Raw genomic sequence first — 24,536 nt, forward strand, 5'->3', positions numbered from 1 at the left:
TTCGGAGGCCCGCTCCGGGGGGCCGGGCGCGGGCGTGCTCGTGCTCGCCGGGACCCCCATCGGCGACCTCGCCGACGCCCCGCCGAGGCTCGCGTCCGAGCTGGAACGGGCCGACGTGATCGCCGCCGAGGACACCCGGCGCCTGCGCCGGCTCACCCAGGGCCTGGGCGTCCACACCACCGGGCGCGTCCTGTCGTACTTCGAGGGCAACGAGTCCGCGCGCACGCCCGAACTGGTCGAGGCCCTCGTGGCCGGCAAGCGCGTCGTGCTGGTGACGGACGCCGGCATGCCCTCGGTCTCGGACCCCGGCTACCGGCTGGTCGCCGCGGCCGTGGAGAAGGACATCAAGGTCACGGCCGTGCCCGGCCCGTCCGCCGTCCTCACCGCGCTCGCCCTGTCCGGGCTGCCCGTCGACCGCTTCTGCTTCGAGGGCTTCCTGCCGCGCAAGGCCGGCGAACGCCTCGGCAAGCTCCGCGAGGTCCAGGGCGAACGCCGCACCCTCGTCTACTTCGAGGCCCCGCACCGGCTCGACGACACCCTGGCCGCCATGGCCGAGGTGTTCGGCGCCGAGCGGCGCGCCGCCGTCTGCCGCGAGCTGACCAAGACCTACGAGGAGGTCAAGCGCGGCGGCCTCGGCGAGCTGGCCGCCTGGGCCTCCGAGGGCGTGCGCGGGGAGATCACCGTGGTCGTCGAGGGCGCCCCGGCCGCGGCCCCCGGCGACGTGGACGCGCAGGAACTGGTGAACCGGGTACGGGTGCGCGAGGAGGCGGGAGAGCGGCGCAAGGAGGCCATCGCGGCGGTCGCGGCCGAGGTGGGCGTACCCAAGCGCGAGGTCTTCGACGCCGTCGTGGCGGCAAAGAACGCGGCACAAAAGGTGCCGCCGGTCGGTAAAGAGCTAACCTGAAAAGCAAAGCTCAGACCGCGCACCGGGCGCTTTGGGCATGACTCGCCCAAAGACCGTCCAACACTAGACAGGGCCTGATGCGCTCCCGCCCGAAGAGGCGTCCACTGGCATTGCACCAGTGGAACAAGAGGAGCTGGCATGAGTGAGATCGCTGACCCCCAGGTACCCGTCGCCGTACCCGCCGCGTCCACCACGTTCACATCCACATCCGCGGCGGCCGCGACCGCGGCCGCGTCCGGCGTGCCGACCGTGCACGAGGCGTACGCCTTCGCCTGCATGAAGTGCGGCTACGGCTGGGAGCAGGGGTACGAGATAGAGCACCGCGTCGACGGCACGGGACACCCCTTCATCGTCTACACGGTGCAGGGCGAGCGGGTCCCTTCGCCGCTGTCGAACCCGACGTGCATGAACTGCGGCGGGCACGTGGTGCGGATCATGCGGGAGGGCCAGGTCAAGTCGGTGCTCGGCATGATCGACCAGCTCTACCACCACCGGGCCGCCCCCGGCATCGCCGGTCCGGTCCCGGCGTCGTACGAGGAGCAGCCCCCGCGGGCGCCGAAGCAGCGCAAGGTGCCGCACGACGGCCCCGGGCCGGTCGCGGTGGAGCGGCCCGGGCCGCTGGCCCGGCTGCTCGGGCTCTTCCGCCGGTCATAAGATCGGCCGTATGAGCCGTAGTACGCCGAACGACGCGCCGCCCCCGCTGCCCGAACCGCTCCGGGTGGCGGTCGCCGACTCCCACACCCATCTGGACATGCAGTCCGGGACCGTCGAGGAAGGCCTGGCCAAGGCCGCCTCCGTGGGCGTGACCACGGTCGTCCAGGTCGGCTGCGACGTGAAGGGCTCCCGCTGGGCGGCCGAGACCGCGGCCGCCCGCGACAACGTCCACGCGGCCGTGGCCCTGCACCCCAACGAGGCCCCCCGGATCGTGCACGGGGACCCCGACGGCTGGTCGCGGCAGGGCGCCCGCGAGGGCGGCGGGGAGAGCGCGCTCGACGACGCGCTCGCCGAGATCGAGGCCCTGGCCGCGCTGGCGCACGTGAAGGCGGTCGGCGAGACCGGGCTCGACTTCTTCCGGACCGGGCCGCAGGGAACGGCAGCGCAGGAGCGTTCCTTCCGCGCCCACATCGAGATCGCCAAGCGGCAGGGCAAGGCCCTGGTCATCCACGACCGTGAGGCCCACGCGGACGTCCTGCGCGTCCTGCGCGAGGAGGGCGCACCCGAGCGGACCGTCTTCCACTGCTACTCCGGCGACGCCGAGATGGCCCGGGAGTGCGCGGCCGCCGGCTACTACATGTCCTTCGCCGGAACGGTCACCTTCAAGAACGCCCAGCCGCTGCGGGACGCCCTGGCGGTGGCCCCGCTGGAACTGGTGCTCGTGGAGACGGACGCCCCGTACCTGACCCCGGCGCCCTATCGCGGACGGCCGAACGCCCCGTACCTCATTCCGCTGACGGTACGGGCGATGGCCGCGGTCCGCGGCCTCGACGAGGACGCCATGGCGACGGCGCTGGCCGCCAACACGGCCCGCGCCTTCGACTACTGAGCCGCACCGACGAGTCGCACGGCCGAGTCGCACGGCCGAGCCGGCTGCCGAGCGCCCCGGGGCGCCCCGCATCACCCGTTCGCCACGGTGCGTAGCCGTACCGCTTTGTAGCGTGACGGCCGCTCCGCTAGGGTGCCGTGCCCGAAGCAGCGGGACGGACCAGTGGAGCGAGCGTCGTGAGCGATATGTCCTGGCCGGCCGACGGCGGTGATCCCGGAGGCCCCGGTCCCCGGGATCCGTGGGACCGGGACCCCGTGCTCGACCAGGGCCGCGCTCCCGACGACGGGGCCGGCGGCGGGACGGACGCGATGACCACTCAGGCCGGCCCGCCCGCACCGGTGGGCCTGGCCGACCCGGACCCGGGCCCGGAGCCGGGCCCGGGCATGAGCGTGGGCCCGGGTGTCGCTCCGTACCCGGCCCCGAGCCCGGATCTGAGCCCGGGACGGGGACGGGGCCACGGCGTGCCCCCGGACCCCTACCCCGGACGGCGGGAGCCGCAGCCCGGGGTCCCGGCCCCCCGCGGCGGTGCCCGGCGGCGCAAGACGTCCGGACCGGGAACCGGAGCCGGGGCGGCCGGACCGGGGTCCGGAGCCGGGGCCACGTCGGCATCCGACGGCGCCGGGCCGGGTCGCCGGGCCGGGGGCCGGACCGCCGCACCGGCGCAGGAACCACCGGCCACCGGCCGCCGCCGGCGCGCCGAGCCCGGCCCGCTCCCCGGCCCCGCCACCGCTCCGGCCCCGGACGCGCCCGCAGACCTGGCCCCACCCGGACCGGGCCGCCGCAGAGGCGCTCCGCAGCCGCCCGCCGAGACATTCGCCCCCGTTCCGGTTCCGGCCCCCACGGTCGCCGCCGCCCGCCCCGGCGGCTCGGGGCCCCCCGACCGGCGGCGCCGCCCGGCGGGAACCCGCTCGGCCCACGCCGGCTGGCGGCGGATCGTCCCGCAGGCCCTGGTCGTCGCATTCCTGGCCGGCGGCACGACCGCCTTCGTCGCGGCCGACAAGGCGGTGCGCCTCACCGTCGACGGAGTCCCGCGGACGCTGCACACCTTCGCCGACGACATCGGCGGGCTGCTCGCCGCCGAAAGGCTCGGCGTCGGACCCCACGACCTCGTCGCCCCGGCCAGGAGCGAGGACCTGGAGGACGGTGACGAGGTCGTCGTCCGCTACGGCCGTCCCCTGCGCCTCACCCTCGACGGACAGCGGCGGGAGGTGTGGACCACCAGCCGCACGGTGGACGGCGCCCTGCGCCAGCTCGGGATCCGCGCCGAAGGCGCCTACCTCTCCGCCGCCCGCACCACCCCCGTCCCCCGCGCCGGCCTGGACCTCGCCGTCCGCACCGAACGCGGCGTCACCTTCATGGCCGACGGCCGCGAGAGCGCCATCCGCACCAACGCCGCCACCGTCCAAGAGGCCCTCGACCAGGCGGGGATCACCCTCCACGGCCAGGACACCACCACCGTTCCCCCCGGCGCCTTCCCCCGCGACGGCATGACCGTCACCGTGCTGCGCATCACCGGCACCCGCGAAGTCCGCGAGGAGCGCATCCCGTACGCGACCGAGAAGGTCGAGGACCCCATGCTCTTCGCCGGCACCGAAGTCGTCGAACGCTCCGGGCGGCCCGGCGCGCGCAGGGTCACGTACGGCCTGCGCAGCGTCAACGGCGTCCGCCAGAAGCCCCGCCGGATCGCCGAGGAGACCGTCCGCGAACCCGTCACCCAGCTCGTCAAGGTCGGCACGAGGCCGCTGCCGAGCTCGGTGACGGGCGCGGACGGCCTCGACTGGGCCGCGCTCGCCCGGTGCGAGTCCGGCGGCAGGCCCGGCGCCACCGACCCGTCGGGGACGTACGGCGGGCTGTACCAGTTCGACGTCCAGACCTGGCACTCCCTCGGCGGCAGCGGCCGGCCGCAGAACGCGCCCAGCCCGGAGCAGACCTACCGCGCGAAGAAGCTCTACGTGCAGCGGGGGGCGAGTCCGTGGCCGCACTGCGGCCGTACCCTTTATCGGTGAGCACAGCAGAGCAGCAGCCCGATCACTCGTCCGAGACCGCGCCCGCGGCAGCGCCCGAGACCTCCGCCCTCCTCGGCGCGGCCGACATCCGGGAGCTGGCCGCCGTCCTGGGCGTCCGGCCGACGAAGCAGAAGGGCCAGAACTTCGTCATCGACGCCAACACGGTGCGCCGCATCGTGCGCACCGCCGGGGTCCGGCCGGACGACGTGGTCGTCGAGGTCGGTCCCGGCCTGGGCTCGCTGACGCTCGCGCTGCTGGAGGCCGCCGACCGGGTCGTCGCCGTGGAGATCGACGACATCCTGGCCGCCGCGCTGCCCGCGACCATCGAGGCGCGGATGCCCGGACGCAAGGACCGCTTCGCGCTGGTCCACTCCGACGCGATGCTGGTCGAGGAACTGCCCGGCCCGCCGCCGACCGCGCTCGTCGCGAACCTCCCGTACAACGTGGCCGTGCCGGTGCTGCTGACCATGCTCGACCGCTTCCCGAGCATCGAGCGGACCCTGGTGATGGTGCAGGCCGAGGTCGCGGACCGGCTCGCCGCCAAGCCCGGCAACAAGGTCTACGGAGTGCCCTCCGTCAAGGCCAACTGGTACACGGACGTCAAGCGGGCCGGCTCCATCGGCCGCAACGTCTTCTGGCCCGCGCCGAACGTCGACTCCGGTCTCGTCTCGCTGGTGCGCCGGGCGGAGCCGGTCAAGACCACCGCCACCAAGTCCGAGGTCTTCGCCGTCGTCGACGCGGCCTTCGCGCAGCGCCGCAAGACGCTGCGCGCGGCGCTGTCGGGCTGGGCCGGTTCGGCGCCGGGCGCCGAAGCGGCGCTGGTCGCGGCCGGCGTCTCCCCGCAGGCCCGCGGCGAGTCCCTGACCGTCGAGGAGTTCGCGGCGATCGCCGAGCACAAGCCGGCGCCGCAGAGGCCCGCCCTGTGAGCGCGCCGGAGCGTTCCGCGGCGGGCGTGACGGTACGGGTCCCCGCGAAGGTCAACGTGCAGCTGGGGGTGGGCGCGGCCCGGCCGGACGGCTTCCACGACCTGGCCAACGTCTTCCTGGCCGTCTCGCTCCACGACGAGGTCACCGCGACGCCCTCCGCCTCCCTGACGGTGACCTGCGAGGGCCGGGGCGCGGACCAGGTCCCGCTGGACCGTACGAACCTGGCCGCGCGGGCGGCGCAGATGCTGGCGGACCGAGCCGGGCTGACCCCCGCCGTCCACCTCCACATCGCGAAGAACATCCCCGTGGCCGGCGGCATGGCGGGCGGCAGCGCGGACGGCGCGGCCGCCCTCCTGGCCTGCGACAGGCTGTGGGGTCTGGACACCCCGCGGGAGGGCCTCCTCGCCCTCTGCGCCGAGCTGGGCAGCGACGTTCCGTTCAGCCTGGTCGGCGGGGCCGCGCTCGGCACCGGCCGCGGGGAGATCCTGACCCCGGTGGCGGCGGGTTCCTTCCACTGGGTGTTCGCGGTCGCCGACGGCGGGCTGTCGACCCCGGCGGTGTTCCGCGAGTTCGACCGCCTCGCCGAGGGGCGCGAGATCCCCGTCCCGCAGGCCTCCCCGGACCTCCTGGCGGCCCTCGCCTCCGGCGACCCGGACGCCCTCGCCGCGCACCTGGCCAACGACCTCCAGCCCGCGGCCCTGTCGCTGCGGCCCTCGCTGGCGGGCACCCTCGCCGCGGGCACGGACGCCGGAGCCCTGGCCGCCCTGGTCTCCGGCTCGGGTCCGACGACGGCCTTCCTGGTCCGCGACGCGGAATCCGCGGCGAAGGTGGCGGCCGCCCTCGAAGCCTCGGGGACGTGCCGCAGCACCCACACGGCCACGAGTCCGGCCCCCGGCGCGACGGTCCTTCCCGGGGCCTGACCCGGGTTCCGGGCCGAGGGGACCCGACGGGCGGGCCGCGGCGGGCGCACCCCGGCCGAGCGGGCCGGGACGGGCGGGTCCCGGCGGGCGCTCGCCGGGCGGCTGCCGGTGGAACGGTTCGGCACTCCGCGGAGGGTTAGGCTGGGGGGCTGATCCACACCCCTTCCCTGGAGCGCTCCTGATGGCCGTCAATCTGGTCAATGTCGAGGCAGTCAGCAAGGTGTACGGAACCCGTACCCTGCTCGACGGCATTTCCCTCGGCGTGTCCGAGGGGGACCGGATCGGTGTCGTCGGCCGCAACGGCGACGGCAAGACCACCCTCATCCGGATGCTCGCGAAACTGGAGGAACCCGACACCGGCCGGGTCACCCAGAACAGCGGCCTGCGCATGGGCGTGCTCACCCAGCACGACTCGCTCGACCCCAAGGCCACCGTCCGCCACGAGATCATCGGGGACATGGCCGACCACGAGTGGGCCGGCAACGCCAAGATCCGCGACGTCCTCACCGGACTCTTCGGCGGCCTCGACCTGCCCGGCTTCGGGCAGGGCCTCGACACCGTCATCGGCCCGCTCTCCGGCGGCGAGCGCCGCCGCATCGCGCTCGCCCAGCTCCTCATCGCCGACCACGAACTCCTCGTACTCGACGAGCCCACCAACCACCTCGACGTCGAGGGCATCTCCTGGCTGGCCGGGCACCTCCAGGAGCGCCGCTCCGCGCTCGTCTGCGTCACCCACGACCGGTGGTTCCTCGACCAGGTCTGCACCCGCATGTGGGACGTCCAGCGCGGTGACGTCCACGAGTACGAGGGCGGCTACAGCGACTACGTCTTCGCCCGCGCCGAGCGCGACCGCATCGCCGCGACGGAGGAGTCCAAGCGGCAGAACCTGATGCGCAAGGAGCTGGCCTGGCTGCGCCGCGGCGCTCCCGCCCGGACCTCCAAGCCGCGCTACCGCATCGAGGCCGCCAACGAGCTGATCGCCGACGTGCCGCCGCCGCGCGACAAGTCCGCGCTGATGAAGTTCGCCAACGCCCGGCTCGGCAAGACGGTCTTCGACCTCGAGGACGTCACCGTCCAGGCAGGCCCCAAGACCCTCCTCAAGCACCTCACCTGGCACCTGGGCCCCGGTGACCGCGTCGGTCTCGTCGGCGTCAACGGCGCCGGCAAGACCTCCCTGCTGCGCTCCCTCGCCGAGGCCGCCCGCACCCAGGGCGAGGTCCAGCCGGCCGCCGGGTCCGTGACCGTCGGCAAGACCGTCAAGCTGGCCTACCTCTCGCAGGAGGTCGGCGAACTCGACCCGTCCCTGCGGGTCCTGGAGGCCGTGCAGCGCGTGCGCGACCGGGTCGACCTCGGTCAGGGCCGCGAGATGACGGCGGGCCAGCTGTGCGAGCAGTTCGGCTTCACCAAGGAGAAGCAGTGGACGCCCGTCGGCGACCTCTCCGGCGGTGAGCGGCGCCGGCTGCAGATCCTGCGCCTGCTGATGGACGAGCCCAACGTCCTGTTCCTCGACGAGCCCACCAACGACCTCGACATCGAGACCCTGACCCAGCTGGAGGACCTCCTCGACGGCTGGCCCGGCTCGCTGATCGTGATCTCGCACGACCGGTTCTTCATCGAGCGCACCACCGACACGGTGATGGCGCTGCTCGGCGACGCGAGCCTGCGGATGCTGCCGCGCGGCCTCGACGAGTACCTCGAGCGCCGGCGGAAGATGATCGACGCGGCCGCTCCGGCGCCCGCCCCGTCCGCCGCGAAGTCCTCGGCCTCCGGGGACGCGCGCGCCGCGAAGAAGGAGCTCCAGAAGATCGAGCGGCAGCTCAACAAGATGTCGGACCGCGAGGGCAGCCTGCACGCGCAGATCGCCGAACACTCCACCGACTTCGACAAGGTCGCCAAGCTCGACGCGGAGCTGCGGGAACTCATCTCGAACCGGGACGAGTTGGAGATGCGCTGGCTGGAGCTCGCCGAGGAGGCGTGAGTTCCGCGGGCCCCAGGCCCCAACTGGCTGGATAACGGCGGCATCACGGGCCGGTCCTCCCTTGGGAACAGGGGGAGGACCGGCCCGGCGCACGGGCGTGGGCAGTGATAGAAAGGGCATCCTCCCACCACCCCGAAGCCGAAGGTATGCGCTGATGACCGAGCCGCCCCAGCCGCCGAACCAGCCGCCGACACCTTCCGGTTACGGCCACCTGCCCGGCCCTCCGCCGTCCGGGTACGGAAATCCGCCGCAGGGCGAGAACCCGTACGCCCAGCAGCCCCAGGGCGCGCCCCAGCCGCAGGGCCCGTACCCGCAGCAGCCCCCGCAGGGGCCGTACGGCCAGCAGCCGCCCGGCGGCTACGGCTTCCCGCCGCCGCCCCCCGGCATGCCGCCGATGCCGCAGTCCGGCCCGCCCGCCCCGCCGAAGAAGAAGGCGGCCGTGGTGATCGCGGCCGCCGTCGCCGGCGTGCTCCTGCTCGGCACCGGCGGCTACTTCCTGTTCGTCAAGGACGGGGGCAAGGGTGACGACGTCCCCGTCGCGCAGGACTCCACGGCCCCGACCGACGACAAGGCCTCCCCGTCCGCGTCCGTGGACAAGGGCGACGGCAGCGGCAACGGCAGCGGCGACAAGGAAGACCTCAACGCCGGGCGCGCGCAGGGTGAGGACAAGGTCCTCTGGTTCAAGACCAGCAAGGTCGACGGTCCCGGCTCCGGAGTCGACTCCAAGGGCCAGTGGATCGTCGGCGACACCGTCGTCAAGACCCTCTGGAAGTCGGTCACCGGCTACGCGGTCGCGGACGGCAAGGAGAAGTGGACCCTCACCCTCCCCACCGTGATCTGCGGGGTCACCGACCAGAGCGCGGACGGCAAGACCGTCGTCATGTACAAGGACGGCGAGTCCGACAGCGCCAACTGCAACCAGATGCGGATGATCGACCTCAAGAACGGCAAGGAGGGGTGGTCGCACGAGGTGCCGAAGGAAGGACTCTTCGACATCTTCAGCACCCCCGACCTCGCCCTCACCGGCGACGCCCTCGTCGTGAACCGGATGGGCACGACCAGCGCCTTCAAGGTCAGCACCGGCGACAAGCTCTTCGACAACAAGCGGACCGAGGGCTGCCAGCCCGGCGACTTCGCCGCCGGCAACGGCAAGATGCTCGCCATCGCCACCTGCCAGGACGCCGACCGCACCGTCCAGGTCATGGACGCCGACCCGGCCACCGGCAAGAACACCTGGACGTACAAGCTCCCCAAGGGCTTCGCGGTGAAGACCGTCTACTCGCTGGACCCGATCGTCCTCGACCTCGGCAACTCCGAGAGCAAGGAACGCTCCATCGTGGTCCTCGGCCCCGACGGCCAGCAGCGCGCCACCGTCGCCGGCAACGGCAGCTTCCGGGTCGGCTGCGGAGGCACCTTCGACCGGTCCCTGCAGAGCTGCGGGACCTCGTACGTGGACGCGAACACCCTCTACCTGCCCACCGTGGCCGACGCGGGCAAGGCCAACGAGATCGTCGCCTTCGACCTGACCACCGGCAAGGAGAAGTGGCGCACCCCGGCGGGCGAGGGCCGTACCCTCACCCCGCTCAAGGCGGCCGGCGGCCAGGTCGTCGTCTACCGCAAGGCGGAGTACGACAAGGGCGGCGAGGTCCTCACGATCCCGGCCGGCGGCGGCACGCCCACGGCGGTCCTGCGCAACCCGTCCGGCCCGGCGGCCCCCGTCGAGAGCTCCTTCTACTCCCCGACCGTCGACTACGCGGACGGCCGGCTCTTCGTCTCGGCCTCGCACCTGCTCGCCCAGAACAAGGACGAGAAGTTCCTGATGGTCTTCGGCAAGTGAGCGGTGCCGGCGACCCCGCCGTGAACGATCCCCCGAACGAGTCCGTCGTGAACGAGTCCGCCGAGCAGCCCACCGAGAGGCAGTCAGCACAGATGAGTACCCCGCCGCCCCCCAGTCAGCCGCCGTCCGGCGGCTTCGGCGCGCCGCAGGACCCCCCGCCGGGCGGCTTCGGCGGACCTCCGCCGGTGCCGCCCGCAGCGCCGGCCATGCCGTCCGCGCCCCCGGCGCAGCCCGCCCAGCCGCCGACGGTTCCGACCGGTCAGCCCGCCGCCCCGGCGCCCGCCGCGCCCGCACCGGCGCCCGCCGCCCAGCCCGCGTACGGATACCCGCAGGACGGCGGCTACGGCTACCCGCAGCAGCCCGCCACCACTCCCCTGTACGCGGCCCAGGCGCCGGCCGGCGCCGGCCCGGGCGGCGGCAGCGACGTGCGCACCCAGCTGATGATCGTCGGCGCGGCCCTCCTGGCCATCGTCCTCATCATCGGCGGCGGCTTCTGGTACGTCTCCGGCGACGACAAGGGCACGGACGACAAGCCCGTCGCCGGAGGCAGCGCGAGCCCCGGCGGCGACAAGGGCGAGGCGGGCGGGGGCGGCACCGAGAAGGCGCCCGGCAAGACGAAGTCGAAGACCCTCGTCAACGTCCCGATGCCGGTCTCCGACGAGATCGTCCAGACCGACGGCTCCTGGCTCACCGACACCACCTACGCCAAGTCCGACATGGGCAAGGTCGTCGGCTACAACCTCACCGACGGCTCCAAGAAGTGGGAGATCCCGCTCAACGCCAACGTCTGCGGCGCGAGCCGCTGGGTCTCGGACAACAAGACCGCCATCCTCTTCGACGCGGCCCTGCCGACGGCCGAGAAGAAGTACCAGCCGTGCAACCAGGTCGGCGTCATCGACCTGAACACCGGCAAGCTCCTGTGGTCCGCCTCCGCCAAGTCCCAGACCGGCGGCGACAAGCCCGTCACCTTCAGCGAGATCACCGTCAGCGGCCAGACCGTCGCCGCGGGCGGCCTCGACGGCGGCGCCGCCTGGAACCTCGCCGACGGCAAGTCGCTGTGGGCGCCCAAGACCGACACCGACAACTGCGAGGACATCGGCTACGCCGGCGGACCGGCGCTCGCCGTGATCCGCAGGTGCGGCCAGAGCCCGAACTACGTCATCTACGCCCAGCCCCTCGACGCGACCACGGGCGCGCCGAAGGGCTCGTACAAGCTCTCCGCGGGCATCGACTTCGCCCAGATCGTCTCCACGAAGCCGCTGATCGTCGCGGCGAACATCAACCGCACCGCAAAGAACGCCACGGGCGTCAGCGACCTCTTCGTCCTCGACGACGCGGCCCAGCTCAAGGCGCACATCCCGCTCACCTCGGGCAACTACGCGCCCCGGTGCGGCGCCACCGAGGTCGAGACCTGCACCCACATGATCGTCGGCAACGGCAAGCTCTACATGCCGACCGAGGAGCACAAGGGCAAGGCCGACTACGGCCGCACCAACGAGATCGTCTCCTTCGACCTGGAGACGGGCAAGCAGACCGCCGACCGCGCCGACGCCGGCGAGCGCTTCACGACGATCCCGCTGCGCATGGACGGCTCGAACCTCATCGCCTACAAGATCCCGCCCTACGACGGCGGCGGCCAGATCGTCTCCATCGACCCCAAGTCGATGAAGGAGACCCTCCTCATGGAGAACCCGGCGACCAAGGAGTCGCAGCGCGCCGAGACCCAGTACGTCCCGGACAGCGCCGAGTACCGCTTCGGCAACGGCAAGCTCTTCATCGCCCGTACGGCCGTGATGAGCAAGTCCACCTCGTCGACCGACCCGTACTACCTCTTCGTCTCCTTCACGGTGAGCTGACCTCCGGTCCGCACCCCCGAAGAAGCGCCGCGAGCCCCCGGAAGGTCCGTCCTTCCGGGGGCTTCTGCGCCGTAACCGCACCGCGCCGTCGAACAAGCGTGTAGCTTGCCGGGTCAGAAGGGTCGGGGGTGGGGTGCCGCAATGGGCGTACGGGTCATGGTGGTCGACGAGCACCGGCTGCTGGCCGAGGCGCTCGCCTCGGCCCTGAAACTGCGTGGCCACCGGGTCCTCGCCGCCGCCGCACCGGCCGCGGGCGCCGCCGAACTGGTCATCAGCCGGGCTCCGGAGGTCTGCCTGCTCGGCACCGCGACGCCGGCCGAGCCGGGGGTCTTCGAGCCGATCGTCCGGATCAAGCGGGAGCGCCCGCAGATCGCCGTGGTCGTCCTCGGGCCGGTGCCGAGCCCGCGCGGCATCGCGGCGGCCTTCGCCGCCGGCGCCTCGGGCTACGTACGGCACGACGAGCGCATCGAGGGCGTGGAGCGGGCCCTCGCCAAGGCGCGGTCCGGTGAGGTCGCGATCGCGCCGCAGCTGCTGCAGGGGGCCTTCGCGGAGCTCCTCAATCCCGCCGCGCAGCCCGACGACGAGGGCGGCCGGCTGCTGCGGCTGCTCACGCCGCGCGAGGTGGAGGTACTGGTCCGCGTCGCCGACGGCGAGGACACCCGGCTCATCGCCGCCGGCATGGCCATCGCACCGAGCACCGCGCGCACGCACGTACAGCGGGTGCTGATGAAACTGGGCGTGGGCTCGCGGCTGGAGGCGGCCGCGCTGGCCGCCCGCACCGGGCTGCTGGAGCGGGCCGGGCCGCCGCCGTCCGGACCCGCCGCGTTCTGATTCCGGCCGCTGATTTCCCCGACGGCGCGGAATCGGGTAAGCCGGTGCCCAGCACGTGGATTGCGCGTGCGTTCCCACGCGAGAGGCAGTAGGCACGTGAGCGAGACGGCGTCTTCCAAATACCTGGTCACCGGCGGCGCGGGATACGTGGGCGGTGTCGTCGCGGCGCACCTGCTGGAAGCGGGCCACGAGGTCACGGTCCTCGACGACCTCTCCACCGGCTTCCGCGACGGGGTGCCGGCCGGGGCCGCGTTCATCGAGGGCCGCATCCAGGACGCCGCCGAGTACCTCGACCCCTCCTACGACGCGGTGCTGCACTTCGCGGCCTCCTCGCAGGTCGGCGAGTCGGTGGCGAACCCGGGCAAGTACTGGGCCAACAACGTCGGCGGCACCATGGCCCTGCTGGCCGCGATGCGCGAGGCGGGCGTGGGCACGCTGGTGTTCTCCTCCACCGCCGCCACCTACGGGGAGCCGGGCGACGGACCGCTGACCGAGACCTCGGCGACCGCGCCGACCAACCCCTACGGGGCCACGAAGCTGGCCGTCGACCACATGATCGCGGGGGAGTGCGCGGCGCACGGCCTCGCGGCGGTGTCGCTGCGGTACTTCAACGTCGCGGGTGCGTACGGGACGTTCGGCGAGCGTCACGACCCCGAGACGCACCTGATCCCGCTGGTCCTGCAAGTGGCCCTGGGTGAGCGGGAGGCCATCTCGGTGTTCGGCGACGACTACCCGACCCCCGACGGCACCTGCGTGCGCGACTACATCCACGTCGCCGATCTGGCGCAGGCCCACCTGGACGCGCTGCGGGAAGCCGCCGCGGGCGAGCACCTCGTATGCAACCTCGGCAACGGCAACGGGTTCTCGGTCCGCGAGGTCATCGAGACCGTCCGCAAGGTCACGGGCCGGCAGATTCCCGAGACCCTCGCCCCGCGCCGGGCCGGCGACCCCGCGGTGCTCGTCGCCTCCGCCCGCAGGGCCCACGACCGCCTCGGCTGGACCCCGACCCGCTCGGACCTCACGGGCATCGTCACGGACGCCTGGAACTTCACGCGCGCGCTGCGCGCCGCTACCGGCTGACCCGTTCGCGACCACGGGCCCCCGCACCCCTGGTGGTGCGGGGGCCTTCGGTTTTCCCCGCCCGCCCGCATCAGGGGCGTGCACCTGTCCGGAGTGCGCCGTCTGGGGGCGCTTTGCGCGGGCGCCCGGCGTGCACACGCCGGGTGAAAACGACCCCGTGCAACTGCCCGCGGCACACGCCGGGCCGTAACGGTCCTTCCGGGCCTTAGGGGCAGTCGATTTCAAGCCACCGCAAAGGCCCCCCGCGCGCTTCCCGCCGGAAAATCGCTGGGAAAACTTCTGGAATTCGGCCAACCACGAGCCGCCCCCGGGCCTACGCTGATGCGTGACACCGGTGGGGGCCGGTGTTGATTCAGGGGTCGAGACAAGTCGGGTACGACGTCCGGTCCGGGGTAGTGCAGAGATGTCACGGCGGCGGCCGAGGCGACTGCGGATCACCCGGTCCGGGCGCCGTACCCGCAGCCGTCCGTTCCCCGACCCTTGGGGGTTTCGTGGTCCGTATCCGGGTACTCGTGGTCGACGATCACCGCATCTTCGCCGAATCTCTCGCCGCCGCACTCGCGGCCGAACCCGACGTGGACGTGTCCGCGGCCGGCAGCGGCCCGGCAGCACTGCGCTGCCTCGAACGCGCCGTCGCCGAGGGCCGCCGCTTCGACGTGCTCCTCGTCGACGCCGACCTCGCCGCCGCGGGCGCCGCCGTACCCGCCCAGCGCGAGTACGGCTCCGGCCCCCCGCCCGGCACCGACGGGATCGCCCTGGTGGCGGGCGTACGGGTGTCCCATCCGGGAGTCCGCACCATCGTCCTCGCCGAGCGCGACGACCCCCGCCGGGCCGCCCTGGCGCTCCAGGCGGGGGCCTGCGGGTGGGTGGCGAAGGACTGCTCGCTCTCGCGGCTCCTCGCCGTCATCCGGGGCGTCCTGCGCGAGGAGACGCACCTTCCGCCCGCGCTGCTCACCGGAGTGCTCCGTGAACTGACCGCCGCGCGCAAGCACCGCACGGACAGCGAGCGGCTCGTGGAGTCGCTGACGCCCCGGGAGCACGAGGTGCTGCGCTGCATGGTGGCGGGGCTGGGCCGCAAGGACGTGGCCGCGCGGCTGTTCCTCTCCCCGCACACCGTCCGTACCCACATGCAGAACGTGCTGGGCAAACTCGGCGTGCACTCCACGCTCGCGGCGGTCGCCCTGGCCCGGCGGGCGGGTGTCCGCCCCGCGGACCTGCCCGGGCTGCCGGGGGCCGGCCTAGCCGGGGAGGTTGTCGAACGGAGCGGTCAACTGGCGTAGCAGCGCGGCGAGATCGCCGCGCTGAGTACGCGAGAGCTTGCCCAGGATCGCCCGCTCCTGGGCAAGCAGTCCGGCGAGCGCCTGGTCGGCGCGGTCGCGGCCCTCCGGCGTCAGGCGGACCAGGACCCCGCGCCGGTCGTTCGGGTCGGGCAGCCGCTCGACGAGGCCCTTCTTGGCGAGCCGGTCGATGCGGTTGGTCATGGTGCCGGACGTGACCAGCGTCTGCGTCAACAGCTGGCCCGGGGACAGCTGGTACGGCGCTCCCGCGCGGCGCAGCGAGGTCAGGACGTCGAACTCCCACGGCTCCAGGCCGTGCTCGGAGAAGGCCAGTCTGCGGGCGCGGTCGAGGTGGCGCGCGAGCCTGCTGACGCGGCTGAGCACCTCGAGTGGTTCCACGTCGAGGTCAGGGCGTTCCCGCCGCCATGCCGCGACCAGTCGGTCGACCTCGTCCTCCATGCCGATCATTGTAGGGGGTCTGTCGACATGAAGTCTCTTCAGGTCGAGTATCTCGATCTCATGTATCTTGACATCAAGATATAGCCGGGGTGAGCATGGGGCATGGAGGGGTCCGGAGCGGCCTTCCGCTTCTGATCGCCATGCCAGCCAGGAGGATCGAACATGCATTCCGAGTCCGCCGTGCCCCCCGTGCACACCGCGCCCCCCACCCCCGCCTGGGACCCGCAGCAGTACCTCCGGCACGCCGGCCACCGGGCCCGCCCCTTCCTCGACCTGCTGACCCGCATAACCGAGCTCCCCACCCGGCCCGCGCGCATCGCCGACCTCGGCTGCGGCCCCGGCAACGTCACCGCGCTCATCGCCGACCGCTGGCCCGAGGCCCACATCACCGGATACGACCTCTCCCCGGAGATGCTCCACCGCGCGGACGCCGAGCACGCCGGCCCCACCGCCGGCGGCGGACTCCTCGACTTCCACCGCGCGGACCTCGCCGACTGGCTCCCCGAAGAGCCCTACGACCTGATCGTCTCCAACGCCGCCCTCCAGTGGGTCCCTGGCCATGCCGGCTCCTTCGCCGCCTGGATCAACGGACTGCGGCCCGGAGGAACCTTCGCCTTCCAGATCCCCGGGAACTTCGACGCCCCCAGCCACCGGATCCTCGCCGCCCTGTGCGACACCCCGCGCTGGCGGGCCCGGCTCGCCGGCCACGGGGCCCGCTACGTCCACATCCTCGAACCCGGCGGATACCTGGAGCGGCTCACCGAGCTCGGCTGCGGGGCCGACGTCTGGGAGACCACCTACCACCAGCTGCTCGAAGGACCCGACCCCGTACTCGACTGGGTCAAGGGCACCGCCCTGCGCCCCGTCCTCACGGCCCTGGGGGACGACGAGGACGCGGTGGCCGCCTTCGTGGGGGCGTACCGCGCCCAACTGCGCGAGGCCTATCCGCCGGGGCCCCGCGGCACCGTCTTCCCGTTCCGGCGCATCTTCGCCGTGGCCCGCAAGGAGGCCTGACCGTGCTCACCGCAGTCGACCACGTACAGCTCGCGGCGCCGCCCGGCTCGGAGGACCGGCTCCGCGCCTTCTACACGGAAGTCCTCGGCATGACCGAGATCCCCAAGCCGCCGGTGCTCGCCGCGCGCGGGGGCTGCTGGTTCGCCGCCGGACCCGTCCAGCTCCACCTGGGGGTGGAGCTGGACTTCCGGCCCGCCCGCAAGGCGCACCCGGGGCTCAGGGTCACCGGTATCGAGGCCTACGCGCGCCGGCTGCGGGAGCGCGGAACCGAGGTCGTCTGGGACGACAACCTGCCGGGACACCGCCGCTTCTACGCCGAGGACCCGGTCGGGAACCGGCTGGAGTTCCTGGAGCCGCACCGCGGGGAGCCGCTCACCGGCTGAGGCCGCGCACACACGGCGGCGCCCCGTCACCGGAACTCCGGTGACGGGGCGCCGCGGCGGCGGACGCGGTCACGCGTCCACGCCTCCACCTGCCTCAGCTCCTGCGGTGGCCCACCAGCCGGGGCTTGGCCTCCAGGTTCTCCAGACCGTGCCAGGCCAGGTTCACCAGGTGCGCCGCCACCTCCGCCTTCTTCGGCCGGCGCGTCTCCAGCCACCACTGGCCGGTCAGCGCCACCATGCCCACCAGGGCCTGCGCGTACAGCGGGGCCAGTTTCGGATCGAAGCCGCGGGCCTTGAACTCCAGCCCCAGGATGTCCTCGACCTGCGTGGCGATGTCGCTGATCAGCGAGGCGAACGTGCCCGTCGACTGGGCCACCGGGGAATCACGGACCAGGATCCGGAAACCGTCCGTGTAGTTCTCGATGTAGTCCAGCAGCGCGAACGCCGCCTGCTCCAGCAGCTCCCGCGGATGCCCGGCCGTCAGCGCGCCCGTCACCCCGTCCAGCAACTGCCGCATCTCACGGTCCACGACGACCGCGTAGAGGCCCTCCTTGCCGCCGAAGTGCTCGTACACCACCGGCTTGGACACCCCGGCCTTCGCCGCGATCTCCTCCACCGACGTGCCCTCGAAGCCCTTCTCGGCGAACAGGATGCGGCCGATGTCCAGCAGTTGCTGGCGCCGCTCGGCGCCCGTCATCCGGACCCGGCGGCCACGCCTGGGCTTTTCGCTGCTGGAACTGCTGCCGTCGATCGCCACGCCCCCCATCATGCCGCGTTCGACGCCGCTTCCTTGCGTCGGGCGTCGACCCGGTCCGCGGAAGGCCACCGCACGTCCGACGCCCATCCCAGCTGTTCGAACCAGCGGATCAGCCGCGCGCTGGAGTCGACCTGGCCGCGCAGCACACCGTGCCGCGCCGACGTCGGGTCGGCGTGGTGCAGGTTGTGCCAGGACTCCCCGCACGAGAGCACCGCGAGCCACCACACGTTGCCGGAGCGGTCCCGCGACTTGAACGGACGCTTGCCGACCGCGTGGCAGATCGAATTGATCGACCACGTCACGTGGTGCAGCAGCGCGACCCGCACCAGGGAGCCCCAGAAGAAGGCCGTGAACGCGCCCCACCAGGACATCGTCACCAGACCGCCCACCAGCGGCGGGATCGCCAGCGAGAACATCGTCCAGAAGATGAAGTCGCGCGAGATCCGCCGGATCGCCGGATCCTTGATCAGGTCCGGGGCGTACTTCTGCTGATCGGTCTGCTCCTCGTCGAACAGCCAGCCGATGTGCGCCCACCACAGGCCCTTCATCAGCGCCGGGAGCGTCTCGCCGAACCGCCACGGCGAATGCGGGTCACCCTCGTGGTCGGAGTACTTGTGGTGCTTGCGGTGGTCCGCCACCCAGCGCACCAGCGGCCCCTCCACCGCCATCGACCCCATGACCGCCAGCGCGATGCGCAGCGGCCGCTTCGCCTTGAAGGAACCGTGCGTGAAGTAGCGGTGGAAACCGATCGTGATCCCGTGGCAGGCCAGGAAGTACATGAAGACCATCAGGCCCACGTCCAGCCAGCTCACCCCCCAGCCCCACGCCAGCGGAAGCGCGGCCAGCAGGGCGAGGAAGGGGACCGTGATGAACAGCAGGAGCGCCAGCTGCTCGACGGACCGCTTGTTCTCACCGCCCAGGGTCGCGGACGGCACGGACGCGTCGCCGGACGGCGAGGCGCCCTCGATCACGTCGGGACTGAGGGTCATGGGTGTCCCCTGGGGGTGAGGAGAGAGTCGGCAGGCGCGCCACCCGGCCACGCTTCCTACGGACGCGTAACCTACGGCAACGTAAGTATGGCAAAGGACCTGCCGGCGGCAAGGGGAGCGCGCCCGCCGCCCCGCCCCGGGCCCCGCGCGAAGGAGCCCGACGGTCCGCCCGGCCCGCTCCCGAGCCCCCGCCCCGTGCCCCGCCCTGCCCCCTCGGCCGTCCGCCTGGTGACACACCGGGCAGGACACGAGGACGGGACACCTATCCTGGTGTCGTCGGACAGCGCGGTCCGCACGGGCAGCCCGAGCTGCGCATCAGCGGGGTCCCCCGGACGGAGTCCGGGGGAGGCGACCCGCCGCGCGCACCCCGGGGCCCACCTCCCCGTAGCGCTCGAAACACTGCAAGGAGCCGCACCTGTGAGCAGTGCCGACCAGGCCCCCTCGACCACCGCCGTCGCCACGGCCAACGCCGAACTGCGCGCGGACATCCGCCGCCTCGGAGACCTCCTCGGTGAGACCCTCGTCCGCCAGGAGGGCCAAGACCTCCTCGACCTCGTCGAACGCGTCCGGGCACTCACCCGTACCGACGGCGTCGCGGCAGCCGAGCTGCTCGGCGACACCGACCTGGAGACCGCCGCCAAGCTCGTGCGGGCCTTCTCCACCTACTTCCACCTCGCCAACGTCACCGAACAGGTGCACCGCGGCAAGGAACTGCGCGCCCACCGTGCCGCCGAGGGCGGCCTCCTGGCCCGCACGGCCGACATGCTCAAGGACGCCGACCCCGAACACCTGCGCGAGACGGTCAAGAACCTCAACGTCCGCCCCGTCTTCACGGCGCACCCCACGGAAGCGGCCCGCCGCAGCGTCCTCAACAAGCTCCGCCGGATCGCCGCCCTCCTCGAGGAGCCCGTCTCGGGCGCCGGCGAACGCCGCCGCCACGACCTGCGCCTCGCCGAGAACATCGACCTCGTCTGGCAGACCGACGAACTGCGCGTGGTCCGCCCCGAGCCCGCCGACGAGGCCCGCAACGCCATCTACTACCTCGACGAGCTGCACGCCGGCGCCGTCGGCGACGTGCTCGAGGACCTCGCCGCCGAGCTCCAGCGCGTCGGCATCGAGATCCCCGCCGGCACCCGCCCGCTCACCTTCGGCACCTGGATCGGCGGCGACCGCGACGGCAACCCGAACGTCACCCCGGACGTCACCCGCGACGTGCTGATCCTCCAGCACGAGCACGGCATCACCGACGCCCTGGAACTGATCGACTTCCTGCGCGGACTGCTGTCGAACTCCATCCGCTACACGGGCGCCACCGAGGAACTCCTCACCTCCCTCCAGGCCGACCTCGAGCGCCTCCCCGAGATCAGCCCCCGCTACAAGCGGCTGAACGCGGAGGAGCCGTACCGCCTCAAGGCCACCTGCGTCCGCCAGAAGCTCGTCAACACCCGCGAGCGCCTCGCCAAGGGCACCCCCCACGAGGAAGGCCGCGACTACCTCGGCACCGCCGAGCTCCTCACCGACCTCACCCTCATCCAGACGTCCCTGCGCGAGCACCGCGGCGCGCTCTTCGCCGACGGCCGCATGGACCGCACCATCCGCACCCTGGCCGCCTTCGGCCTCCAGCTCGCCACCATGGACGTACGCGAACACGCGGACGCCCACCACCACGCGCTGGGCCAGCTCTTCGACCGGCTCGGCGAGGAGTCCTGGCGCTACGCCGACATGCCCCGCGACTACCGCGGCAAGCTGCTCGCCAAGGAACTGCGCTCGCGGCGCCCGCTGGCGCCCACCCCGGCACCCCTGGACGCCGCCGGACAGAAGACCCTCGGCGTCTTCGGCGCCATCAAGGACGCCTTCGAGAAGTTCGGCCCCGAAGTCATCGAGTCCTACATCATCTCGATGTGCCAGGGCGCCGACGACGTCTTCGCGGCCGCCGTCCTCGCCCGCGAGGCCGGCCTCATCGACCTCCACGCGGGCTGGGCCAAGATCGGCATCGTCCCGCTCCTGGAGACCACGGACGAGCTCAAGGCCGCCGACGTCATCCTCGACGCGATGCTCGCCGACCCTTCCTACCGGCGCCTCGTCTCCCTGCGCGGCGACGTCCAGGAGGTCATGCTCGGCTACTCCGACTCCTCCAAGTTCGGCGGCATCACCACCTCCCAGTGGGAGATCCACCGCGCCCAGCGCCGGCTGCGCGACGTCGCCCACCGCTACGGCGTGCGCCTGCGCCTCTTCCACGGCCGCGGCGGCACCGTCGGCCGCGGCGGCGGCCCCTCGCACGACGCGATCCTCGCGCAGCCCTGGGGCACCCTCGAGGGCGAGATCAAGGTCACCGAGCAGGGCGAGGTCATCTCCGACAAGTACCTCGTCCCCTCCCTGGCCCGCGAGAACCTGGAGCTGACCGTCGCGGCCACCCTCCAGGCCTCCGCCCTGCACACCGCCCCCCGCCAGTCCGACGAGGACCTCGCCCGCTGGGACGAGGCCATGGACACCGTCTCCGACGCCGCGCACGACGCGTACCGCGCGCTCGTCGAGGACCCGGACCTGCCCGCGTACTTCTTCGCGGCCACCCCCGTCGACCAGCTCGCCGACCTGCACCTCGGCTCCCGGCCCTCGCGCCGCCCCGACTCGGGCGCGGGCCTCGACGGCCTGCGCGCCATCCCGTGGGTCTTCGGCTGGACCCAGTCCCGCCAGATCGTTCCCGGCTGGTACGGGGTCGGCTCGGGCCTCAAGGCGCTGCGCGAGGCGGGCCAGGACGGCGCCCTCGCCGAGATGGGCGAGCGCTGGCACTTCTTCCGCAACTTCCTGTCCAACGTCGAGATGACGCTGGCCAAGACCGACCTGCGGATCGCCCGCCACTACGTCGACACCCTCGTGCCCGACGAGCTCAAGCACGTCTTCGCCCGCATCGAGGCCGAGCACGAGCTCACCGTCCGCGAGGTCCTGCGGATCACCGGCGGCGAGAAGCTCCTCGACTCCCACCCGGTCCTCCAGCAGACCTTCGCGGTCCGCGACGCCTACCTGGACCCGATCTCCTACCTCCAGGTCTCCCTGCTGGCCCGCCAGCGCGCCGCCGCCGAACGCGGCGAGGAAGCCGACCCGATCCTCTCGCGGGCCCTGCTCCTCACCGTGAACGGCGTCGCGGCGGGCCTGCGCAACACCGGCTGACGGCTCCCGCACGGCACAGCGCGTACGAAGGAGCCCCCGCCACCGGAACGTTCCGGTGGCGGGGGCTCCTTCGTACGGCCGGCCGGGCCGGGTCAGCTGTTGTACGTGGACTGCGCCCGCTCCAGGCCCTCCTGGATCAGGCACTCCACGGCATCGGCCGACCGGTCCACGAACCAGTCCAGCTCCTTGCGCTCCGTGGAGGAGAAGTCCTTCAGCACGAAGTCCGCGACCTGCATGCGGCCCGGCGGCCGGCCGATGCCGCAGCGGACCCGGTGGTAGTCGGGCCCCATCGACTTGGTCATCGACTTCAGGCCGTTGTGCCCGTTGTCCCCGCCGCCCAGCTTCAGCCGCAGCGTCGGGTAGTCGATGTCCAGCTCGTCGTGGACCGCGACGATCCGCTCCAGCGGCACCTTGTAGAAGTCCCGCAGCGCCGTCACCGGGCCGCCGGACAGGTTCATGAACGACATGGGCTTGGCCAGCACCACGCGCCGGTTCGCGGGTCCCGGCGGGCCCATGCGGCCCTCGACGACCTGCGCGCGGGCCTTGTGCGCCTTGAACTTGGCGCGCATCCGCTCCGCCAGCAGATCGGCCACCATGAAGCCGATGTTGTGGCGGTTGCCCGCGTACTCCTCACCCGGGTTCCCCAGGCCCACGATCAGCCAGGGGGCCGCGTCGTCCGACATCAAGAGCTCCTTATACGAAGACGACCGCCGTCCCGCTCCAGTGGAGCCGGACGGCGGTCGTTCAGCAAGTGCTGGGGGAAGGTGAGGCTCAGGCCTCGGTGCCCGCACCCTCGGCGGCCGGCTCCTCGGCCTGCGCGCCGATGACCTGCAGGACGGCGATGTCGCCGTCGACGGCCAGGGTGGTGCCCTTCGGGAGGACCAGGTCCTTCGCGTGGATGGTGGCACCGGCCTCGAGGCCCGCGATCGAGACGGTGACCTCGGTCGGGATGTGCGTGGCCTCGGCCTCGACGGAGATGGTGTTCTGGAGGGTCTCCAGCATGTTGCCGCCGGCGGCCAGGTCGCCCTCGGTGACGATCGCGACGTCGACGGTGACCTTCTCGCCCTTCTTGACGATCAGGAAGTCGACGTGGGAGACCGAGCGCTTCAGGGGGTGCTTCTGCACGGCCTTCGGGATGACCAGCTCGGTGCCGGCGCCCTCGATCTCCAGGGAGAGCAGGACGTTCGGGGTGCGGAGCGCCAGCTGCAGGGCGTGGGCGTCGACGTTGACGTGCTTCGGGTCGGTGCCGTGGCCGTAGATGACCGCGGGGGTCAGGGCGTCACGACGGGCCTGGCGGGCAGAGCCCTTGCCGAAGTTTTCGCGGACCTTCGCGGCAAGCTTGATCTCGGACATGCTCACTCCTCGTGGGGTGACGGAAATGGACGACAGTCACCCGGCCGGAACACGGCCTGCTACGAAGAGCGCGTCGATAACGGAGCGTCCCTACCTGTCGAAACAGGTACGGCCTCCCTCGCCGAGCAACTCGAGGAGTGTACCCGGCGGGGAGGCCGTACCCAAAAAGGATCTAGCGCACGGCGGACGTGCTACTGCTGCTCTTCGAACAGGCTGGTGACCGAGCCGTCCTCGAAGACCTCGCGCACCGCGCGCGCGATCATCGGGGCGATGGAGAGCACCGTGATCTTGTCGAGCTCCAGGTCGGACGGGTCCGGCAGGGTGTTCGTGAACACGAACTCGCTGACCTTGGAGTTCTTCAGGCGGTCGGCGGCCGGGCCCGACAGGATGCCGTGCGTGGCCGTCACGATGACGTCCTCCGCGCCGTGCGCGAAGAGCGCGTCGGCCGCGGCGCAGATGGTGCCACCCGTGTCGATCATGTCGTCGACCAGGACGCAGACGCGGCCCTTGACCTCACCCACGACCTCGTGGACGGTCACCTGGTTGGCGACGTCCTTGTCGCGGCGCTTGTGGACGATCGCCAGCGGCGCGTCCAGGCGGTCGCACCAGCGGTCGGCGACGCGCACGCGGCCGGCGTCGGGGGAGACGATCGTCAGCTTGGAACGGTCCACCTTGGCGCCGACGTAGTCCGCGAGGACCGACAGGGCCGAAAGGTGGTCGACCGGGCCGTCGAAGAAGCCCTGGATCTGGTCCGTGTGCAGATCGACCGTCAGGATGCGGTCCGCTCCCGCCGTCTTCAGCAGGTCCGCGACCAGGCGGGCCGAGATCGGCTCGCGGCCCTTGTGCTTCTTGTCCTGGCGGGCGTACCCGTAGGACGGGACGATCACGGTGATGGAGCGGGCCGACGCGCGCTTGAGCGCGTCGATCATGATGAGCTGCTCCATGATCCACTTGTTGATCGGAGCCGTGTGGCTCTGGATCAGGAAGCAGTCCGCGCCACGCGCCGACTCCTGGAAGCGGACGTAGATCTCACCGTTCGCGAAGTCGAAAGCCTTGGTCGGCACGAGGCCGACACCCAGCTGGTGCGCGACCTCCTCGGCCAGCTCGGGGTGGGCGCGGCCGGAGAAGAGCATCAGCTTCTTCTCGCCGGTCGTCTTGATCCCGGTCACAGCACTGTCTCCTCAGACGTGGGAAAGCTGCTCGCCCCCATGTGCGTCCGTCCCGCACACGGTGAGCCAGCCGATTGCGTGCACTA

The 24,536-nt window shown here is 72.4% G+C and carries 21 protein-coding genes; 15 read left to right on the forward strand and 6 right to left on the reverse strand.

The window, feature by feature from the left end; genetic code table 11:
- The first annotated feature begins 34 nt into the window (after positions 1–34).
- The 12 genes from rsmI to ABZY44_RS08195 all read left to right on the forward strand — a co-directional run bounded on the left by rsmI (position 35) and on the right by ABZY44_RS08195 (position 15,161).
- Positions 35–904 carry a 16S rRNA (cytidine(1402)-2'-O)-methyltransferase gene (gene rsmI / locus ABZY44_RS08140; protein ID WP_356651224.1) on the forward strand — a complete coding sequence of 290 codons (870 nt, stop codon included), beginning with the start codon at positions 35–37 and terminating at the stop codon, positions 902–904.
- Between the two features lie 276 nt (positions 905–1,180).
- Positions 1,181–1,558 (forward strand): hypothetical protein, encoded by a 378-nt coding sequence (locus tag ABZY44_RS08145; RefSeq protein WP_356651226.1) that lies wholly within the window; start codon positions 1,181–1,183, stop codon positions 1,556–1,558.
- A 10-nt stretch (positions 1,559–1,568) separates the two neighbouring features.
- A complete protein-coding gene (locus ABZY44_RS08150) occupies positions 1,569–2,447 on the forward strand; it encodes a TatD family hydrolase (RefSeq protein ID WP_356651152.1) in 879 nt (292 codons plus the stop codon).
- Between the two features lie 755 nt (positions 2,448–3,202).
- Complete coding sequence (locus tag ABZY44_RS08155; RefSeq protein ID WP_356651228.1) at positions 3,203–4,453, forward strand: ubiquitin-like domain-containing protein; 1,251 nt, start codon at positions 3,203–3,205, stop codon at positions 4,451–4,453.
- Positions 4,454–4,539: 86 nt separating this feature from the next.
- Entirely contained in the window at positions 4,540–5,379 is an 840-nt protein-coding gene (gene rsmA, locus ABZY44_RS08160) for a 16S rRNA (adenine(1518)-N(6)/adenine(1519)-N(6))-dimethyltransferase RsmA (protein ID WP_356651230.1), read from the forward strand.
- Positions 5,376–6,299, forward strand: coding sequence for a 4-(cytidine 5'-diphospho)-2-C-methyl-D-erythritol kinase (locus tag ABZY44_RS08165; protein WP_356651154.1), 924 nt, complete (start codon positions 5,376–5,378; stop codon positions 6,297–6,299). Before rsmA ends, ABZY44_RS08165 begins: the two co-directional genes overlap by 4 nt.
- 181 nt (positions 6,300–6,480) lie before the next feature.
- Positions 6,481–8,277 (forward strand): ABC-F family ATP-binding cassette domain-containing protein, encoded by a 1,797-nt coding sequence (locus ABZY44_RS08170; protein ID WP_356651156.1) that lies wholly within the window; start codon positions 6,481–6,483, stop codon positions 8,275–8,277.
- Positions 8,278–8,431: 154 nt separating this feature from the next.
- Positions 8,432–10,114 carry a PQQ-binding-like beta-propeller repeat protein gene (locus tag ABZY44_RS08175; RefSeq protein WP_356651158.1) on the forward strand — a complete coding sequence of 561 codons (1,683 nt, stop codon included), beginning with the start codon at positions 8,432–8,434 and terminating at the stop codon, positions 10,112–10,114.
- A gap of 47 nt (positions 10,115–10,161) precedes the next feature.
- Positions 10,162–11,970: a PQQ-binding-like beta-propeller repeat protein gene (locus tag ABZY44_RS08180; protein WP_356651160.1), complete on the forward strand. Its 1,809-nt coding sequence runs from the start codon at positions 10,162–10,164 to the stop codon at positions 11,968–11,970.
- A 141-nt stretch (positions 11,971–12,111) separates the two neighbouring features.
- Positions 12,112–12,801 (forward strand): LuxR C-terminal-related transcriptional regulator, encoded by a 690-nt coding sequence (locus tag ABZY44_RS08185; RefSeq protein WP_356651162.1) that lies wholly within the window; start codon positions 12,112–12,114, stop codon positions 12,799–12,801.
- 96 nt (positions 12,802–12,897) lie between these two features.
- Complete coding sequence (galE, locus tag ABZY44_RS08190) at positions 12,898–13,881, forward strand: UDP-glucose 4-epimerase GalE (RefSeq protein ID WP_356651164.1); 984 nt, start codon at positions 12,898–12,900, stop codon at positions 13,879–13,881.
- 491 nt (positions 13,882–14,372) lie between these two features.
- On the forward strand, positions 14,373–15,161 hold the full coding sequence (locus tag ABZY44_RS08195; RefSeq protein ID WP_356651166.1) for a response regulator transcription factor: 789 nt from the start codon (positions 14,373–14,375) through the stop codon (positions 15,159–15,161).
- Here the strand turns inward: ABZY44_RS08195 and ABZY44_RS08200 are convergent.
- Positions 15,120–15,617: a MarR family transcriptional regulator gene (locus ABZY44_RS08200; protein ID WP_215025726.1), complete on the reverse strand. Its 498-nt coding sequence runs from the start codon at positions 15,615–15,617 to the stop codon at positions 15,120–15,122. The two genes, ABZY44_RS08195 and ABZY44_RS08200, sit on opposite strands and share 42 nt — an antisense overlap.
- 162 nt (positions 15,618–15,779) lie before the next feature.
- Between ABZY44_RS08200 and ABZY44_RS08205 the strand changes: the two genes are divergently transcribed.
- Together ABZY44_RS08205 and ABZY44_RS08210 are read left to right on the forward strand one after the other, a co-directional pair.
- Positions 15,780–16,631 carry a trans-aconitate 2-methyltransferase gene (locus tag ABZY44_RS08205; RefSeq protein ID WP_356651168.1) on the forward strand — a complete coding sequence of 284 codons (852 nt, stop codon included), beginning with the start codon at positions 15,780–15,782 and terminating at the stop codon, positions 16,629–16,631.
- A gap of 2 nt (positions 16,632–16,633) precedes the next feature.
- A complete protein-coding gene (locus ABZY44_RS08210) occupies positions 16,634–17,014 on the forward strand; it encodes a VOC family protein (protein ID WP_356651170.1) in 381 nt (126 codons plus the stop codon).
- A gap of 94 nt (positions 17,015–17,108) precedes the next feature.
- Here ABZY44_RS08210 and ABZY44_RS08215 read toward each other — a convergent pair whose 3' ends face one another.
- Positions 17,109–17,780 (reverse strand): TetR/AcrR family transcriptional regulator, encoded by a 672-nt coding sequence (locus ABZY44_RS08215; RefSeq protein ID WP_356651232.1) that lies wholly within the window; start codon positions 17,778–17,780, stop codon positions 17,109–17,111.
- Positions 17,780–18,760, reverse strand: a complete 981-nt coding sequence (locus ABZY44_RS08220; RefSeq protein ID WP_356651172.1) for an acyl-CoA desaturase — start codon at positions 18,758–18,760, stop codon at positions 17,780–17,782. Before ABZY44_RS08220 ends, ABZY44_RS08215 begins: the two co-directional genes overlap by 1 nt.
- A gap of 417 nt (positions 18,761–19,177) precedes the next feature.
- Here ABZY44_RS08220 and ppc point away from each other — a divergent pair, with 417 nt between their 5' ends.
- On the forward strand, positions 19,178–21,928 hold the full coding sequence (ppc, locus tag ABZY44_RS08225; RefSeq protein ID WP_356651174.1) for a phosphoenolpyruvate carboxylase: 2,751 nt from the start codon (positions 19,178–19,180) through the stop codon (positions 21,926–21,928).
- A 92-nt stretch (positions 21,929–22,020) separates the two neighbouring features.
- Here the strand turns inward: ppc and pth are convergent, their stop codons facing one another.
- The 3 genes from pth to ABZY44_RS08240 all read right to left on the reverse strand — a co-directional run bounded on the left by pth (position 22,021) and on the right by ABZY44_RS08240 (position 24,450).
- Positions 22,021–22,611 (reverse strand): aminoacyl-tRNA hydrolase, encoded by a 591-nt coding sequence (gene pth / locus ABZY44_RS08230; RefSeq protein WP_356651176.1) that lies wholly within the window; start codon positions 22,609–22,611, stop codon positions 22,021–22,023.
- An 88-nt stretch (positions 22,612–22,699) separates the two neighbouring features.
- Positions 22,700–23,281, reverse strand: a complete 582-nt coding sequence (locus ABZY44_RS08235; RefSeq protein WP_356651178.1) for a 50S ribosomal protein L25/general stress protein Ctc — start codon at positions 23,279–23,281, stop codon at positions 22,700–22,702.
- 191 nt (positions 23,282–23,472) lie between these two features.
- Positions 23,473–24,450, reverse strand: coding sequence for a ribose-phosphate diphosphokinase (locus ABZY44_RS08240; RefSeq protein ID WP_112451977.1), 978 nt, complete (start codon positions 24,448–24,450; stop codon positions 23,473–23,475).
- Between the last annotated feature and the right edge of the window lie 86 nt (positions 24,451–24,536).

This window comes from Streptomyces sp. NPDC006544 (genome assembly GCF_040611715.1).
GTDB lineage: Bacteria > Actinomycetota > Actinomycetes > Streptomycetales > Streptomycetaceae > Streptomyces.

Excerpts from the sequence above, each read along its gene's own strand:
- ABZY44_RS08175 (WP_356651158.1), top strand. The coding sequence starts at position 8,432 with ATGACCGAGCCGCCCCAGCCGCCGAACCAGCCGCCGACACCTTCCGGT.
- ABZY44_RS08150 (WP_356651152.1), top strand. The coding sequence starts at position 1,569 with ATGAGCCGTAGTACGCCGAACGACGCGCCGCCCCCGCTGCCCGAACCG.
- ABZY44_RS08235 (WP_356651178.1), bottom strand. The coding sequence starts at position 23,281 with ATGTCCGAGATCAAGCTTGCCGCGAAGGTCCGCGAAAACTTCGGCAAG.
- pth (WP_356651176.1), bottom strand. The coding sequence starts at position 22,611 with ATGTCGGACGACGCGGCCCCCTGGCTGATCGTGGGCCTGGGGAACCCG.
- ABZY44_RS08200 (WP_215025726.1), bottom strand. The coding sequence starts at position 15,617 with ATGGAGGACGAGGTCGACCGACTGGTCGCGGCATGGCGGCGGGAACGC.
- ABZY44_RS08205 (WP_356651168.1), top strand. The coding sequence starts at position 15,780 with ATGCATTCCGAGTCCGCCGTGCCCCCCGTGCACACCGCGCCCCCCACC.
- ABZY44_RS08170 (WP_356651156.1), top strand. The coding sequence starts at position 6,481 with ATGGCCGTCAATCTGGTCAATGTCGAGGCAGTCAGCAAGGTGTACGGA.
- ABZY44_RS08220 (WP_356651172.1), bottom strand. The coding sequence starts at position 18,760 with ATGACCCTCAGTCCCGACGTGATCGAGGGCGCCTCGCCGTCCGGCGAC.
- ABZY44_RS08215 (WP_356651232.1), bottom strand. The coding sequence starts at position 17,780 with ATGGGGGGCGTGGCGATCGACGGCAGCAGTTCCAGCAGCGAAAAGCCC.
- ABZY44_RS08185 (WP_356651162.1), top strand. The coding sequence starts at position 12,112 with ATGGGCGTACGGGTCATGGTGGTCGACGAGCACCGGCTGCTGGCCGAG.
- ABZY44_RS08145 (WP_356651226.1), top strand. The coding sequence starts at position 1,181 with ATGAAGTGCGGCTACGGCTGGGAGCAGGGGTACGAGATAGAGCACCGC.